This is a genomic window from Flavobacterium bizetiae (genome assembly GCF_902804475.1).
Classification (GTDB): Bacteria; Bacteroidota; Bacteroidia; order Flavobacteriales; family Flavobacteriaceae; genus Flavobacterium; species Flavobacterium bizetiae.
On sequence record NZ_CADCSU010000045.1, the window covers coordinates 35,479 to 50,189 of the forward strand.

Sequence of the window (14,711 nt, forward strand, 5' to 3'; positions counted from 1 at the left end):
TTATAGCCAACAAAGAATAATTCTATTTATAAAAAAACAATATCATGAACGCAAATCTGGAATCACTGTATAAAATTGCCCAAAAACCATCGCGAACCATTATCGGATTAATGTCTGGTACTTCATTAGATGGTTTGGATGTGGCTTTATGCGAAATTTCAGGTTCAGGCGAAAATACACAGGTTGAATTAATTCAATTTGATACCGTTGATTATTCTGAAGAAGTAAAAACAGAAATCCGAAATGTATTTGCAAAACAAACAATCGATTTTCAACATTTGGTTTTACTAAATGAATGGATTGGGATTCTTCATGCTAATATTATTCTGGATCGTTTGAACCACTGGAAAATTCCGGCAGAAAAAATTGATTTGGTCGCTTCGCACGGACAAACCGTTTTTCATGCGCCGAAGATTTTACATCAGCAGGAAAAATTTCCAAATGCCACTTTACAAATTGGCGACGGGGATCATATTGCCGTAAAAACCGGAATTATAACCATTTCCGACTTTAGGCAAAAACACCTTGCTGCTGGCGGCGAAGGAGCTCCATTGGCCGTTTATGGAGATTATTTTTTGTTTAGCAAAAAAGATAAAAACCGCATTATGCTTAATATGGGCGGTATTGCCAATTTTACTTATTTATCATCAACCCATAATCCTGAAGAAGTTTTTGTGACCGATACCGGAACCGGAAATACCTTGATTGATGCTTTTACCCGACTTTATTTTCCGGATAAATCATATGATAAAGATGCCAAAATTGCGAAACAAGGCAACGTAAATCCTGCTCTTTTAGAGGCTTTAAAGGCTGATGAATTCTTTTCGAAACCATTCCCGAAAACTACAGGTCCGGAACTTTTTAGTATCGATTATGTTCGAAAAGCGCAAACTCAAAGTAAAACCGAAAAAATTACTATTGAAGATTTACTCGCCACATTAACGAGATTTAGTGCTGAAACTATTGCCGATGCCATACATTCGGCCATCAACAATACAACTTATTCTCCCGAAACTTTTACTGTTTACATGTCTGGCGGAGGCGCTCATAATCCATTATTAGTGGGTTGGCTAAAAGAACTATTGCCTTGCACATTTAAAAATACCGATGTTTTAGGAATTTCCGGCGATGCCAAAGAAGCCATATTATTTGCCATTTTAGCCAATGAAACCGTTTCCGGAGGCACTTCAGATTTTGGCCCAAGAAAAAGAATTCCGTCTGTATCGATGGGGAAAATTTCTTTTCCGAACTAAAAATAAAACCTAATACAATTTTCTCTTTCAGATAAATTAACGAAACCAAAAAACAACCCCAACCAATGACAAAAGAACGTTTAATTTCACTAGATGTATTTAGAGGATTTACTATTTTATTGATGACAATCGTCAATAATCCCGGAAGCTGGGCCTCGATATATCCGCCTTTAGAACATGCTGAATGGCACGGCTGCACTCCTACCGATTTAGTATTTCCATTTTTTGTTTTTATAATGGGAACCGCGATTCCGTTTGCCATGCCGGTAAAACATTTTGATGCAGCAGTTTTTAATAAAATTATAGTTCGGTCGTTACGTATTTTCTGTTTAGGATTTTTTCTGGCTTTTTTCAGCCGATTCCAATTATTTGGTTTAGAAGGAATTCCTCTATTGATTTTGAGATTATTGATCACTTTTGCAGTAGCTTATGCTTTGCTAGGAAACTTTAGTTTAAAAGTAAAAACCTATCTCGCAGTAGGAATATTTGCGATTTTAATATCCTTAGCCTACAGCGGAATAGAAGCTTTTGAAGACGTAAGAATTCCGGGCGTTTTACAACGAATAGGAATTGTGTATTTCTTTACTTCTATTTTATATTTAAAAACAAACCTGAAAACACAGCTTATCGTTGCGGCTTCGATATTAGTGATTTACTGGCTTTTGATGGCTTTTGTTCCGGTTCCGGGATTTGGTCCTGCAAATTTCGAAAAAGGAACTAATCTGGCTGCATGGTTAGACAATTTACTTTTAAACGGACATTTATGGGCTTCGAGTAAAACCTGGGATCCTGAAGGAATTCTGAGCACTTTGCCTGCTATAGGAACCGGAATTGTTGGAATGTTTATTGGACAAATATTAAATCTTCAGATTACCAAAATCGAGATTGTAAAGAAATTAGCCATCGCCGGAGTTTCTTTATTGATTCTGGGTTTACTTTGGAACACTTTTTTCCCTATTAATAAATCCCTTTGGACAAGTTCGTATGTTTTATATACAGCCGGAATCGCGACAATATGTTTAACGATATTGTACTACATAATAGATGTTGCCAATTATACCAAATGGACAAAACTGTTTTTAATCTGGGGTGTAAATCCTATGATTGTGTTTTTCTTTTCAGGAATAATCCCGAGAGTTTTAGGTTCGATTAAAATTCAGAATCCTGAAATGGCTTCGGAAGAAATCAGTTTACAAACTTCAATTTACAAATTCGGGATTGCGCCTTGTTTCGAAAATCCTTTGAATGCGTCTTTGGCTTATGCACTTTCTTATGCTGTTTTTTGGTCTTGCATATTATGGGTTTTCTATAAAAAGAAATTGATTTTTAAGGTGTAAAAAAGTTTACTAGTTTTTTTTGCCACGAATTTCACGAATGAGTACGAATTTTTTATGACAATGATTGTCCTAGCCCCGATAGTCCCGAGGCTTCGGGAGGAAATCCTTTTGTGGCGGTGTTCGCCACAAAAGATTGGAACGGATTGCTTCGCCAGTTCGCACTTTCAGGCTCGGGTGCGGGATTAGCTCCTAAAAAAACATATTGCTATAAATATATCCCTATAAATATATCGCTCCGCTGGAGCTTTAGATCAGGGACTTTTATACTGCTATAAATATGGCGCTCCGCTGGAGCTTGATTCACTAAAGAAATAGTCCCGGCGGGACGGTATATTTATAGCAATTTTATATTGATTATGAAGAAGAGCCCCAGCGGGGTGACATATTATCAATATGACAAAAATAATACATGGCGTTATAATAAAGCTTTGAACAATGTATTTATAGTTTATCTAGCTCCTAAATTTTTATTTAAAAAAACAACATGAGATTAAGGCAATTTATTTGGGGATTTCTTTTTATCGCACTTCTATTTTCTTGTTCGACTAAGAGAAAAGACAATCAATTAATAAAATCAAATGTTGATGAGGTTTTGGTGCGTCAGGATTTTAAAAAATACTTTGACGATTGTAATGTTGATGGCGCTATTGTGATTTATGATAATAAAAATCATAAATGGATTGTATCTGACACCGTTGCCACAAGAAAAGAAACATTGCCTGCTTCTACATTTAAGATTATTAACTTGCTTATTGCTCTGGAAACCAAAACGATTTTGAGTGAGAATGATATTGTAAAATGGCCCGGAAGTACTGATACCATAAAATACGATTATCGCCCCAATATTTACCACGATATAGCTGTAAAAGAAGCTTTTGAAGTTTCGGCAGGTTGGGCGTTTATCGAATTAGCAAAGAAAATCGGGAAGGATAATTACAAAAAATATTTAAAACGTTGCCATTACGGAAATCTTGATCTTTCGCAAACAGATCCGGACTTTTGGAATTTTGGTGCTTTTGGAATTTCACCTATCAATCAGGTGGAGTTTCTGAAGAATTTTTATGACGAAAAACTGCCTTTCTCTAAACGCAATATCGACATTGTAAAAAAGGTAATGATAACAGAACAAAATCAAGAGTATACTATTCATTCAAAAACTGGCTGGACCAGAGAAAATAACATCAATACGGGTTGGTGGGTAGGTTATCTCGAGAATAAAAACGGAACGTACTTTTTTGCCACACGCCTATTGCAGGATCGAAAACAAAATAGTGCTAGTTTTGGCAATTGCCGAAAAGAGATTACAAAATCTGTTTTTAGGGATTTGAATATCATACAGTAAAAAGGAGCGCATCAAAATAACATCTGATTAGTGAAATTTCCAACGTAATGATATATTTCGCTCCGCTGGAGCTAAAAGATCAGGGGCTTATATATTGCTATAAATATAACGCTCCGCTGGAGCTGCAAGGTCAGAACTTGTATATTGCTATAAATATATCGCTATAAATATGGCGCTCCGCTGGAGCTTGAATTACTGAATGAATAGTCCCAGCGGGACGGTATATTTATAGAAATTTCATATTGAAAAAGAAAAAGCCCCAGCGGGGTGACATAGTATCTATCTGAATAACAAAACAATACATAGCGTTCCGCCGGAATTTTTATTCACCTAAAAACTAAAACTTTCGTTTTTGATATGGTGTTCCTTCGCCATCTTCACAATGACTTTTAAGGCTTAACAGAAACATTGCCCAATTGTAATTGCACCATTGGTAAAACTCTGTTAATTCCCGCCAATCAAAATGTTTGAGAACGACTGCCGTAACTCCGTTTTTTTCGGTAAGGTCGAACGAAATTTTTGTACCAATCCATTCCGGGTCAGAATCGACACATTCCCAAAGTATTCTTTTATTTGAAGACAATTCTACTATCTTCATTTTTGTGGTATCATTATCTCCGAAATCAAACTCATTAATAAAACCAACTTCCGGTTTTACAATGAGTTCTGTTGTCCAGACATCATGAAGTCCGTCTTGCGTGGTTAGTGTTTTGTAAACAGTTGCAATAGGTGATTTGATATAATTGATGTGCTCTATTTTTTCCATTTTCAAGACTTTTTAGATTGGCAAATTCAAAGTTAATGAAAATTGTATCGCTCCGACAATGGTGCTATTTTTGAAAATTTTACATGTAAATTTGCTTTGTTGAGGTATAAAAACGGGATTACTCCAAACCTAAATTGAGCAATCTAGTGCGCTTTTTTGATTATTATGAGAATTTATTTAAGTAACTTTAAATGAATTATAATAGCTAAGGCTATTTGGAAACAATTCTACCAAAGACAAAGTTGTACTTGCAATCGACTGTTTAAAATAAAAACATTATGAAAATGACTATAGAAATAACCTCGCCATACGATCAGAGTTTTATTAAAGAATTGTCCTTAACAGGCAAAAATGAGATCGACAAAATACTGAATACTGCCCAAAACTTATTTCTAGATCAATCGAAATGGATTCCGGCGTATAAAAGAATCGAAATACTGGAAAAAACAGCTGCAATAATGGCTGACCGCATCGAAGATTTATTAGTAACAGCGGTAAGCGAGGGCGGAAAACCTTATCAGGATTCTAAAGCTGAGGTACTTCGCGCCATAAAAGGCGTAAAATTAGCAGCAGAACATATCTCTCAATTAAAAGGCGAACAAATACCTATGGCACTTACTGAGGCTTCTTTAAACAGAGTCGCTTTTACGTCAAAAGAACCTATTGGGATTGTGGTGGCGGTGAGCGCTTTTAATCATCCGTTGAATTTAGCCGTTCATCAAATCGCTACGGCCTTTGCTGCCGGTTGTCCTGTAATTTTTAAACCTGCAACGGCAACGCCTTTGTCGAGTTTGGCGCTTCGTGAGATTTTAAAAGAAGCCGGATTACCTGAAGGATGGCTTCAGATAATATTATGCGACAATGAAGCCGCAGAATTATTGGTAACCGACCCAAGAGTTAATTTTTTCTCGTTTATAGGTTCTGCAAAAGTAGGCTGGTACCTGAAAAGTAAATTATCTCCGGGTACAAGATGTGCCTTAGAACATGGCGGAGCTGCTCCGGTTATTGTAGAAAGTGATGCTGATTTTAAGGAAATGATTCCTGATCTGGTAAAAGGAGGTTTTTATCACGCAGGACAAGTTTGTGTTTCCGTTCAGCGAATTTATGTCAATCAGAAGATTGTGGAGCGTTTTATTGAAGCTTTTGCAGCAGCAACGACTAAATTAGTTACAGGAAATCCCTTGGATCAAAAAACTGATGTAGGCCCGCTTATTACGCCCAAAGAAGTGAATCGCGTCGAAAAATGGGTGAATGAAGCGATTAAAAAAGGAGCTAAATTAATAACAGGCGGAAAAAGAATTTCGGACACTTTCTTTCAGCCCACGGTTTTGTTTAATCCATCCGAAGATTCGAAAGTTTCTACTACCGAAATTTTTGGTCCCGTTGTCTGCATTTATTCTTTTACAAACCGCGATGAAGCCATAAAAAGAGCCAATGCGCTCAATGTTCATTTTCAGGCTGCCGTTTTTACAAAAAATATAGATATTGCTTTAGAAACCGTTAAAAAACTAAATGCTACAGCGGTTATGGTAAATGATCATACGGCTTTTAGAGTTGATTGGATGCCATTTGGAGGTCGTGATGCTTCAGGAATTGGCATGGGAGGAATTTCATACGCCATAAACGAAATGACAAGAGAAAAACTAACCGTTTTTAAAAGCAAATTAATTTAAGTTTTAATAAATTAATTGTAATTATTAAACACATCGCTATGTGCATTTTAAATAAGTGAAAGGCTTATTTTTAGTAAACAAAAATCTATGTCTATGTGTTTAAAAATAGTTAAGCCAAAATAAAAATATGAATACAAACAAAGCAGAACAAAACATCGAAACTACCAAAAAAGTATTACCCATTATTTTGGCGACTTCGATCTTTATGCAAATGCTCGATTCTACCATTCTTAATACCTCGATAACAGCTATTGCCAAAGATCTGCACGAATCGCCGCTTGATATGCAAAATGCGATTATTAGTTATGTATTAACTCTTGCGCTTTTTATGCCGGTTAGCGGTTTTTTATCGGATAAATTTGGAACGAAGAAAGTATTTATTTTTGCTTTATTGTTATTCAGCATCGGGTCTTTATTTTGTTCGCTTTCGCAGAATTTAACTCATCTTATTTTTTCACGTGTTATTCAGGGTATTGGAGGAAGTTTAATGACGCCCGTTGGAAAACTGGCACTTATTAGAACATTTCCTAAAAAAGAATTATTAAAGGCTATGAATTTTGCTATTATCCCTGCCTTAATTGGTCCCGTTTTAGGTCCTTTGGTTGGGGGTTATATGGTCGATTATTTATCCTGGCACTGGATTTTCCTGATCAACATTCCGTTTGGGATTATTGGTATTCTATTAAGTCTGAAATACATGCCGGATTATAAATCACCTATTATCGATTTTGATTTAAAAGGGTTCCTAATTTTTGCTTCGGCCTCGCTCTTATTGTCGATTTCCTTAGAATTATTTGGAAATACCGTTCGTCTAACGCCCGTTTTATTGGTATTGATGTCCGGCTTTTTAATGTTGTATTGGTACTATCGTCATGCCGTGACAGACAATAATCCTCTTTTTCCTTTAAATTTATTTCAGGTAAGAACTTTTCGTGTGGGCATTGTAGGCAATCTTGCGACGCGTTTGGGTTTTAGTTCGATTCCGTTATTGTTGCCTATGATGATTCAGATTGCTTACGGACAATCGGCGGTAACTTCAGGTTGGATTGTCGCGCCAATGGCTCTTACTGCCATGTTTGGTAAATCGGCCGTCATTAAAATTCTAAATAAGTACGGTTATAGAAAAACCTTAATGGTCAATACTTTTATTATTGGAGTTTTAATTTGCGCATTGGCAATTCCTTCAATTCATACTTCTTTCTATTGGTATGTTCCTATTATTTCGGTTTTAGGTTTCTTTAACTCAATACAATTTACCTCAATGAATTCTATTTCTATTGCCGATTTAAGGGTGTATCATACCAGTAGTGGTAATTCGTTAGTTTCTGTAAATCAGCAATTAGCCATTGGTTTCGGAATTGCTTTTGGACTTTTGGTACTTAAAATTTTTCAGGGTGATGTAAAGCTTATTCATAACGAAATTCACAATGCTTTTCGATATACATTTCTGGTCGTAGGATTTCTGACTATTCTTTCAGGTTTGGTTTTTAGAAGACTTCATGATAAAGATGGTGACAATTTAAAATCGGCTAATTAAAAAAAACAAAGCCCAATCTGATACGATTGGGCTTTATTATTTCCTGAAATTTAGAATTATTTAATTCCATCCTCCGCCAAGTGCGCGATATAAATTGACAACAGCATGAAGCTTTTGACTTTGATCGTCGATTCCTCTTAATTGTGCGTTCAGTAAATTTTGTTCGGCTGTTAAGACATCCGTATAATTGGTTGTCGAATTGTTCAATAATTCTTTATTAAACTCAAGTGCTTTTAATAAAGCGTCTAGTTGTTTTTTTCTTTTTTCTTCTTTTAAAGCGGCATTATCGTATTTAGACAATGCATTCGAAACTTCTTCGCTGGCTTTTAACATCGAAAATTCGAAATTATAAAGGGCTTCTTTTTGTAAAGATAATGCGGTTGCTAATCTTCCTTTGTTAATTCCTTTATTGAAAATAGGCTGCGCAAGTCCTCCGGCGATATTACCAAAAAGTCCTCCGTTGGCAAACCAGTCTTTTAATCCGAAACTTGAAAAACCAGCTGCTCCGCTAATCGTTAAAGCGGGATAAAAATAGGTTCTCGCTACATTACTTTCTTCAAATGCTGCTCTAAAATTATATTCGGCTTGCTGTACATCTGGTCTGTTTGCCAAAAGCTGCATGGGAACTCCAATTTTAAGATCATACGTAAGTTGCTGTTTTTCGAGAGAACTTCGTTCGATTTTAGTTGGAGATTTTGCCAGAAGCACACACAAAGCATGTTCGGTTTCGATTATCTTTTGTTCGATATCCGGAATCGCTAATTCGGCTTCATAAAAGTTGGCTTCACTCTGAACAACGGCAACTCCGTTAATAATCGAATTTTCGAAAAGAACTTTGATCGTCTCAGCATCGGTTTCTCTGTTTTTGGCTGTCTTTTTAAGTACTTTTAATTGTTCATCAAGTACCAGCAACTCGTAATATGAATTGGCAATATTGGCAATCAATTGCGTTTGAACGGCGCGTTTCGCAGCGTCTGTAGCCAATAAATTTGCAATCGCACTTTTTTTAGCACTTTTTAATTTACCCCAAACGTCGATTTCCCACCCGGCAGAAATTCCTAAATCGTATTGTGTCGATTGATCGAAAAGTCCAAACCCTTGCGGGAAAGCCAATCTGGATTCCTTAACCGAAACATTCCCGTTTACCGAAGGCAGAAAAGCCGCTTTACTCAGTTTCACATTTACCGCAGATTGATTGATTCGTTCAACAGCAATCTTTAGATCCAGGTTCGCCGCCAATCCATCAGAAATTAATTGTTGCAAGGCAGGATCGGTAAATAATTCCGACCATTTCATAGTGGCTATGTTTGTTGTATCTGTGGTTTCTTTTTCTCGATAAGTTACTGATGTTTCGGGTTTGGTATACGGTTTCGTGATTTTGCACGAAGTCCATATACTGGCAGTAATCAGTATAATGACTATTATTTTATAATTGTATTTGTTCATTTTAATATGTTTTTAATATAATCTCGCAAAGTCGCAGAGTCGCTAAGTTTTTATTTTTTAAGTTTTTAAACTCGGCGTCTTAGCGACTTTGGGAGAGAATTAATAAATTAGAAATTTTTAAAATCTTTTAATCTGTGGCAAAAAAAAATAACCGCAAAGCTGGCTCAACACAAAGCTTTGCGAACTTTGTGTTTTTTTTAAGCCATCTTTGTAAAAAAACTTTGCGTGCTTTGCGGTAAAATACCTGCTGGAGCTTTTAATGAATTTCTCTCGGTTCATGAGACGGTTCTTTTACTCCCCCAACTTTTTCCTGCAAAGACTGGAAAATGATAAACAATACCGGAATTACAAAAACCCCGAATAAAGTTCCAATTAACATTCCGCCAACGGCAGCGGTACCAATAGATCTGTTGCTTAAAGCTCCGGCACCTGTCGCAATCATTAACGGAATCAATCCAAAAATAAAAGCAAACGAGGTCATTAAAATAGGTCGTAATCGGGCTTTCGCACCAAACAAAGCCGACTGCACAAGACCTCTTCCGCTTAAGCGATGTAACAAGGCAAACTCTACAATAAGAATGGCGTTTTTGGCCAAAAGACCAATCAGCATAATCAAACTAATCTGCAGGAAAATATTATTGTCGACCCCAAACAAATTCGCAAATATAAAAGCTCCTGCAAGTCCTATTGGTAAGGATAACAATACCGAAAATGGCAAAATATAACTCTTGTATTGCGCACTCAATAAGAAGTAAATAAAGATCAAACAAAGTCCGAAAATTAAAGTGGTTTGGCTTCCGCTTGAAAGTTCTTCTTTGGTTAAACCGGAAAATTCATAAGCATAACCTCTGTCTAAAGTTTGTGCGGCAACTTCTTCGATTGCTTTGATGGCGTCTCCTGAGCTGTAACCGGCATTTGGTGCGCCCGTAACCGTTGTTGAGGTAAAAAGATTGAAACGGTTTATAAATTCCGGACCGTAGGTTTTCTTCAAGGTTACAAATTCTGATATTGGTGCCATTGCTCCTTTATCTGTTCGAACAAAAACTTTATTGATGTCGCTTTCTTTGGCTCTGTAATTTGCGTGGGATTGCAACATTACCCTGTATTGTTTTCCGAATTTATTGATGTCTGAGGCGTAGATTCCACCAAAATATCCCTGAAGCGTATTCAATACGGTTTTTACGCTAACGCCCGCCTCTTTGCATTTTGCCACATTTACATTCACTTCCATTTCCGGAAACGTAATATTAAACGGATTGGTTGCGTACATAATCTCTGGTCGCTTATTAATCGCTGCCATAAACTTTGCAATATTCTTATCAAAATCCTGATAGCTTCCTCCGGTTCGATCCTGCAACTGAACTTCGAATCCGTTGTTGTTTCCAAAACCCTGTAAGGTTGGCGAGGCAAAGAAAATAATACTTGCCCCTTTTATGTGCGCTGTTTTTTCGAACAATTTAGCCACAACCGAATTGACATCCTGATTTTTTCCTTTTCTTTCTTTCCAGGGTTTTAATCTAATGAATAAAGCTCCGTAAGAACCTCCATTTCCGTGAATTAAATCCATTCCTGATAAGGTAGATGAAAGTTCTATTTCGGGAATACTTCTGGCGATACTGTCGATTTCTTTTGTGATTTGTTCGGTGCGTTCCAATGTAGAAGAAGCTGGTAAAACAACGTTTCCGTAAATCGCTCCTCCATCTTCATTGGGTACAAAACCTGTAGGTGTTGTTTTGATTAAAGCGTAAAATATTATTCCAAAAACTGCTATGGCTACTAAGGAAATCCATTTTCTGCGAATCAGAAATCGGACTGATCCAATATACTTACGGGTTACGGCATCAAAAGCAACATTAAAACTGGCGTAGAATTTTGGTAAAAATCCATTATTGTGATTTGATTTTTCAGGATCATGTGGTTTTAATAAAATAGCACAAAGCGCGGGACTTAAAGTCAAAGCATTCACCGCCGAAATTAAAATGGCTACAGCCAATGTTAATCCGAATTGCTTGTAAAATACTCCTGCCGAACCTGTAATAAAAGTTACCGGAACAAATACTGCCGACATAATCAGGGTAATGGATATAATCGCACCGCTGATTTCGCTCATGGCATGAATAGTCGCCTTTTTAGCCGATTTTGCACCTTGATCGAGCTTGGCATGAACGGCTTCGACGACTACAATGGCATCATCGACCACAATACCAATGGCCAAAACCAAAGCAAAAAGTGTCAATAAATTAATCGTGAAACCAAATAATTTCAGGAAAAAGAAGGTACCAATAATCGAAACCGGAACTGCAATTGCCGGAATTAATGTGGATCTAAAATCTTGCAGAAAAACAAACACCACAATAAAAACCAGAATAAAAGCTTCGATAATGGTATAAATTACTTTTTCGATAGACGCATCAAGAAAATCATTTGCATTTAAAAATGTATGATATTCTACTCCCGGAGGAAAATCTTTGGATGCCTTTTTTAAGATATTTTCGCAGGCAATAATTAGCTCTCTCGCATTTGATCCTGAAATCTGACTGATTTGCCCTCCCGAAGAAACTTTACCTTGCGTAATAAGTGAAGACGTATAATCTAACGCGCCAAACTCAATATCGGCTACATCTTTTAATCGTAATAAACTTCCTTGTTTATCACTTCTTAATACAATGTTTTCAAACTCTTCCGGATTTTCAAGTCGGCCTGTGAATTTTAAAGAATATTGAACTGATTCTTTACTGTTTTCTCCAATTTTTCCGGGAGCTGCTTCGATGTTTTGTTCTTGCAAGGCTGCAATAATATCATCCGGAACTAAGCCTTGGTTAGCCATTGCATCGGGTTTTAACCAAATACGCATTGAATATTCCCTACTGCTATAAATCTCTGCTCCACCAACTCCTGCAACACGTTTAAGCTCAGGCATAATATTGATCCTTAAATAATTATCCAAGAATTTTTCATCGTATTTTCCGTCGTTGCTGTACAGCAGGAAACTCAAAGCTGTACTGCTCAATTGTTTACTGGTTGTAATACCGGCTTTAATTACCTCATTGGGCAATAAACTGGTGGCTTTGGCTACCCGGTTTTGCACATTTACGGCCGCCATATCCGGATTGGTTCCCTGCTTAAAAAATATTGTTATGGCCGCGCTACCATTACTGCTGGCGGTTGAGGTCATATAGCTCATATTCTCAACACCGTTTATTTGTTCTTCTAATGGGATAATGACACTTTTTAAAACCACATTGGCGCTGGCTCCCTGATACGAGGCGTTTACAACAACTGTTGGCGGTGCAATTTCAGGATATTGTGATATGGGCAGAGAGGCTAATCCCAGCAATCCCAAAATCACTATTATAATCGATATTACGGTTGATAATACCGGATTTTCTATAAATTTTCTAAACATGATTTTTTATTTTTTTGAAGAAGAAATCGCTGCGATTTTTACTCCGTCTCTTAAATTTCCTATTCCTTCTGTCACGATAATATCTCCCGCTTTTACTCCTTCTGTTATGAGATAGTCCTTTTCGGTTGCTGTATTTCTTATTTTTATTTCAGTATTATGCACAACGCTTTGGGCATCTACAGTAAAAACAAAAAAACGTCCCTGCAATTCGAAGACTGCTTTTTTAGGAACCAAAATTGCGGCTGCAAACTGTGTTGGAATAACAATTGTGGCACTTGCCCCGCTCCAAAGTTTACCTTCAGGATTTGGAAAAATGGCTTTAAAATTGGCTGATCCTGTACCGGCATTTAAAACTCCGCTCAACGTCTGAATTTTTCCTTTTGAAGAATAAGTATTTCCATCGGCGGTAACGAGAGAAACATCGGGCATATTTTTTAATTTATCCTTTAACTGATTGCCTGAAAACTGATCTAAAAAGGAATTTAATTGTTGCTGACTTAAAGAGAAATAAGCAAAAATATTTTTGGTATTGGCAACTGTTGTTAAAGGATCCGGCGCCGAACTGCTGACCAAACTTCCTATTTTAAAAGGCAAACTTCCCACTACTCCATTAATTGGACTTAAAATATTGGTAAAGGCAAGTTTTGATTTTGCCGAAGATAAATCGGCATTTGCCTGACTTAACTCGGCTCTTTTTACGCGTTCAGTGTTTTTGGCCGAGGTTAATTCGTAGTTGTTTATAATTTTCTTTTCTGCTAAAGCAGCTGTTCTTTTGGTCTGAATAACGGCTGTTTCCAAACTAGCTTCGGCGGCGAGAACTGCTGCTTTTTTATTGTTTACTTCCTGTAAATAACTATTGGCATCGATTTTAAACAACGCTTGTCCTTTGGCTACAGCCGAACCTTCCTCAACATAAACCTGCTCTATATATCCGTCTACTTTTGAGCGTATTTCTACGGTTTGCTCACCTTCTAAAATGGTGGGATATTCTACCGAAACATCGGCTTTTTGAGTCTTTATCGTAAGCGTAGGATAGGATACCGGAGTTTCTGCTTGTTCTGTTTTTTTAGTCTCGCACGAAACTATCAAAAGTGTTCCTGCAAAGAGGATTGCTATTATTTTTTTCATTGGTTATTTTCTTTTATAAATCATTAAAGGAGAACCTGCTTCTCCCCACATTAGGGTTTGTACATATTTAGTTAACTGGCTTGTGGCCAAAACAAGGATTTCTTCGGGTATGGAGGAATTGGCTTTAAGCACTACTTTTTGATTGATGAATGCCGAAAATTCTATTCTTCGTATTCTTTCTGTCCACAAAAGATTAATATAATTTCCAGTTGCGGCATACACTACTATTGCTGCATGTGGCGCTAGTAATGAACTGATTAGTACATAAGCCCAAAGCGGAACGATGGCATCATTTGAACAAAGAATTACGACATCTTTTCCTGTAAACTGAGTCCAGTCTATAGCGCTCATGGCTGAACGGAAGGCTTTTTCCTGTAATAGAAAATCTTCTATAAGAAAGGGTACGATATCGAATTTTATAACATCATTTTCATCGGGTTTGTAGGATCGTAAATCGAGTGTTTGTATGCCTGAGGCATCTATTTTATTTATTATTTCCATAGTTGGATGATTAAAAAATTGAGGTATTTACTGCATTTTATTTTGTTGAATGGGGCTAATTTTTAGGCATAGGTATCCCCGTCCCAACCTGAGTACTATTTTTTGTAGCGGGTTGAGTAGGTTTTAATCTTTAGCCAAAGTTTTGAGATTTTTAAAATCTACTGTAGAGAGGATGTATTATTTATAGGTTTTCATCAATACATTCCAATACGGAACAATATCAACAGGTAAAGTCATCCTATCGTATAAGTTAAGGGGAGGTGATCGTAATTCTGGTACCATAATCTACAATTTGCATTAATAAATTCTGTAACTCACAAGT

10 protein-coding genes are annotated in these 14,711 nt (G+C 36.8%); 5 read left to right on the plus strand and 5 right to left on the minus strand.

Translation table 11 applies throughout. The features are described 5' to 3' along the window. The first annotated feature begins 44 nt into the window (after positions 1-44). The 3 genes from FLACOL7796_RS03980 to FLACOL7796_RS03990 all read left to right on the plus strand — a co-directional run bounded on the left by FLACOL7796_RS03980 (position 45) and on the right by FLACOL7796_RS03990 (position 3,932). Positions 45-1,253 (plus strand): anhydro-N-acetylmuramic acid kinase, encoded by a 1,209-nt coding sequence (locus FLACOL7796_RS03980; protein ID WP_173969539.1) that lies wholly within the window; start codon positions 45-47, stop codon positions 1,251-1,253. Between the two features lie 65 nt (positions 1,254-1,318). Continuing rightward, on the plus strand, positions 1,319-2,590 hold the full coding sequence (locus FLACOL7796_RS03985; protein ID WP_173969540.1) for an acyltransferase family protein: 1,272 nt from the start codon (positions 1,319-1,321) through the stop codon (positions 2,588-2,590). Between the two features lie 484 nt (positions 2,591-3,074). Beyond that, a complete protein-coding gene (locus FLACOL7796_RS03990; protein ID WP_173969541.1) occupies positions 3,075-3,932 on the plus strand; it encodes a class D beta-lactamase in 858 nt (285 codons plus the stop codon). Between the two features lie 337 nt (positions 3,933-4,269). On the opposite strand, the gene FLACOL7796_RS03995 is transcribed toward FLACOL7796_RS03990, so the two are convergent. Continuing rightward, positions 4,270-4,698 carry an SRPBCC family protein gene (locus FLACOL7796_RS03995; protein ID WP_173969542.1) on the minus strand — a complete coding sequence of 143 codons (429 nt, stop codon included), beginning with the start codon at positions 4,696-4,698 and terminating at the stop codon, positions 4,270-4,272. A gap of 284 nt (positions 4,699-4,982) precedes the next feature. Between FLACOL7796_RS03995 and FLACOL7796_RS04000 the strand changes: the two genes are divergently transcribed. Together FLACOL7796_RS04000 and FLACOL7796_RS04005 are read left to right on the plus strand one after the other, a co-directional pair. Then, the gene (locus FLACOL7796_RS04000) at positions 4,983-6,371 is read left to right on the plus strand and encodes an aldehyde dehydrogenase family protein (RefSeq protein ID WP_173969543.1); all 1,389 of its coding nucleotides are present in this window, start codon (positions 4,983-4,985) and stop codon (positions 6,369-6,371) included. Between the two features lie 127 nt (positions 6,372-6,498). Then, positions 6,499-7,908: an MFS transporter gene (locus tag FLACOL7796_RS04005; protein WP_173969544.1), complete on the plus strand. Its 1,410-nt coding sequence runs from the start codon at positions 6,499-6,501 to the stop codon at positions 7,906-7,908. 60 nt (positions 7,909-7,968) lie between these two features. Here the strand turns inward: FLACOL7796_RS04005 and FLACOL7796_RS04010 are convergent, their stop codons facing one another. From FLACOL7796_RS04010 to FLACOL7796_RS04025, 4 genes are all read right to left on the minus strand, one after another. After that, positions 7,969-9,354 (minus strand): efflux transporter outer membrane subunit, encoded by a 1,386-nt coding sequence (locus tag FLACOL7796_RS04010; protein ID WP_173969545.1) that lies wholly within the window; start codon positions 9,352-9,354, stop codon positions 7,969-7,971. A gap of 256 nt (positions 9,355-9,610) precedes the next feature. Further along, positions 9,611-12,760, minus strand: a complete 3,150-nt coding sequence (locus FLACOL7796_RS04015) for an efflux RND transporter permease subunit (RefSeq protein WP_173969546.1) — start codon at positions 12,758-12,760, stop codon at positions 9,611-9,613. Positions 12,761-12,766: 6 nt separating this feature from the next. Next, positions 12,767-13,888: an efflux RND transporter periplasmic adaptor subunit gene (locus tag FLACOL7796_RS04020; RefSeq protein ID WP_173969547.1), complete on the minus strand. Its 1,122-nt coding sequence runs from the start codon at positions 13,886-13,888 to the stop codon at positions 12,767-12,769. 3 nt (positions 13,889-13,891) lie between these two features. Next, a complete protein-coding gene (locus tag FLACOL7796_RS04025) occupies positions 13,892-14,389 on the minus strand; it encodes a DUF2480 family protein (RefSeq protein WP_173969548.1) in 498 nt (165 codons plus the stop codon). Positions 14,390-14,711 lie beyond the last annotated feature (322 nt).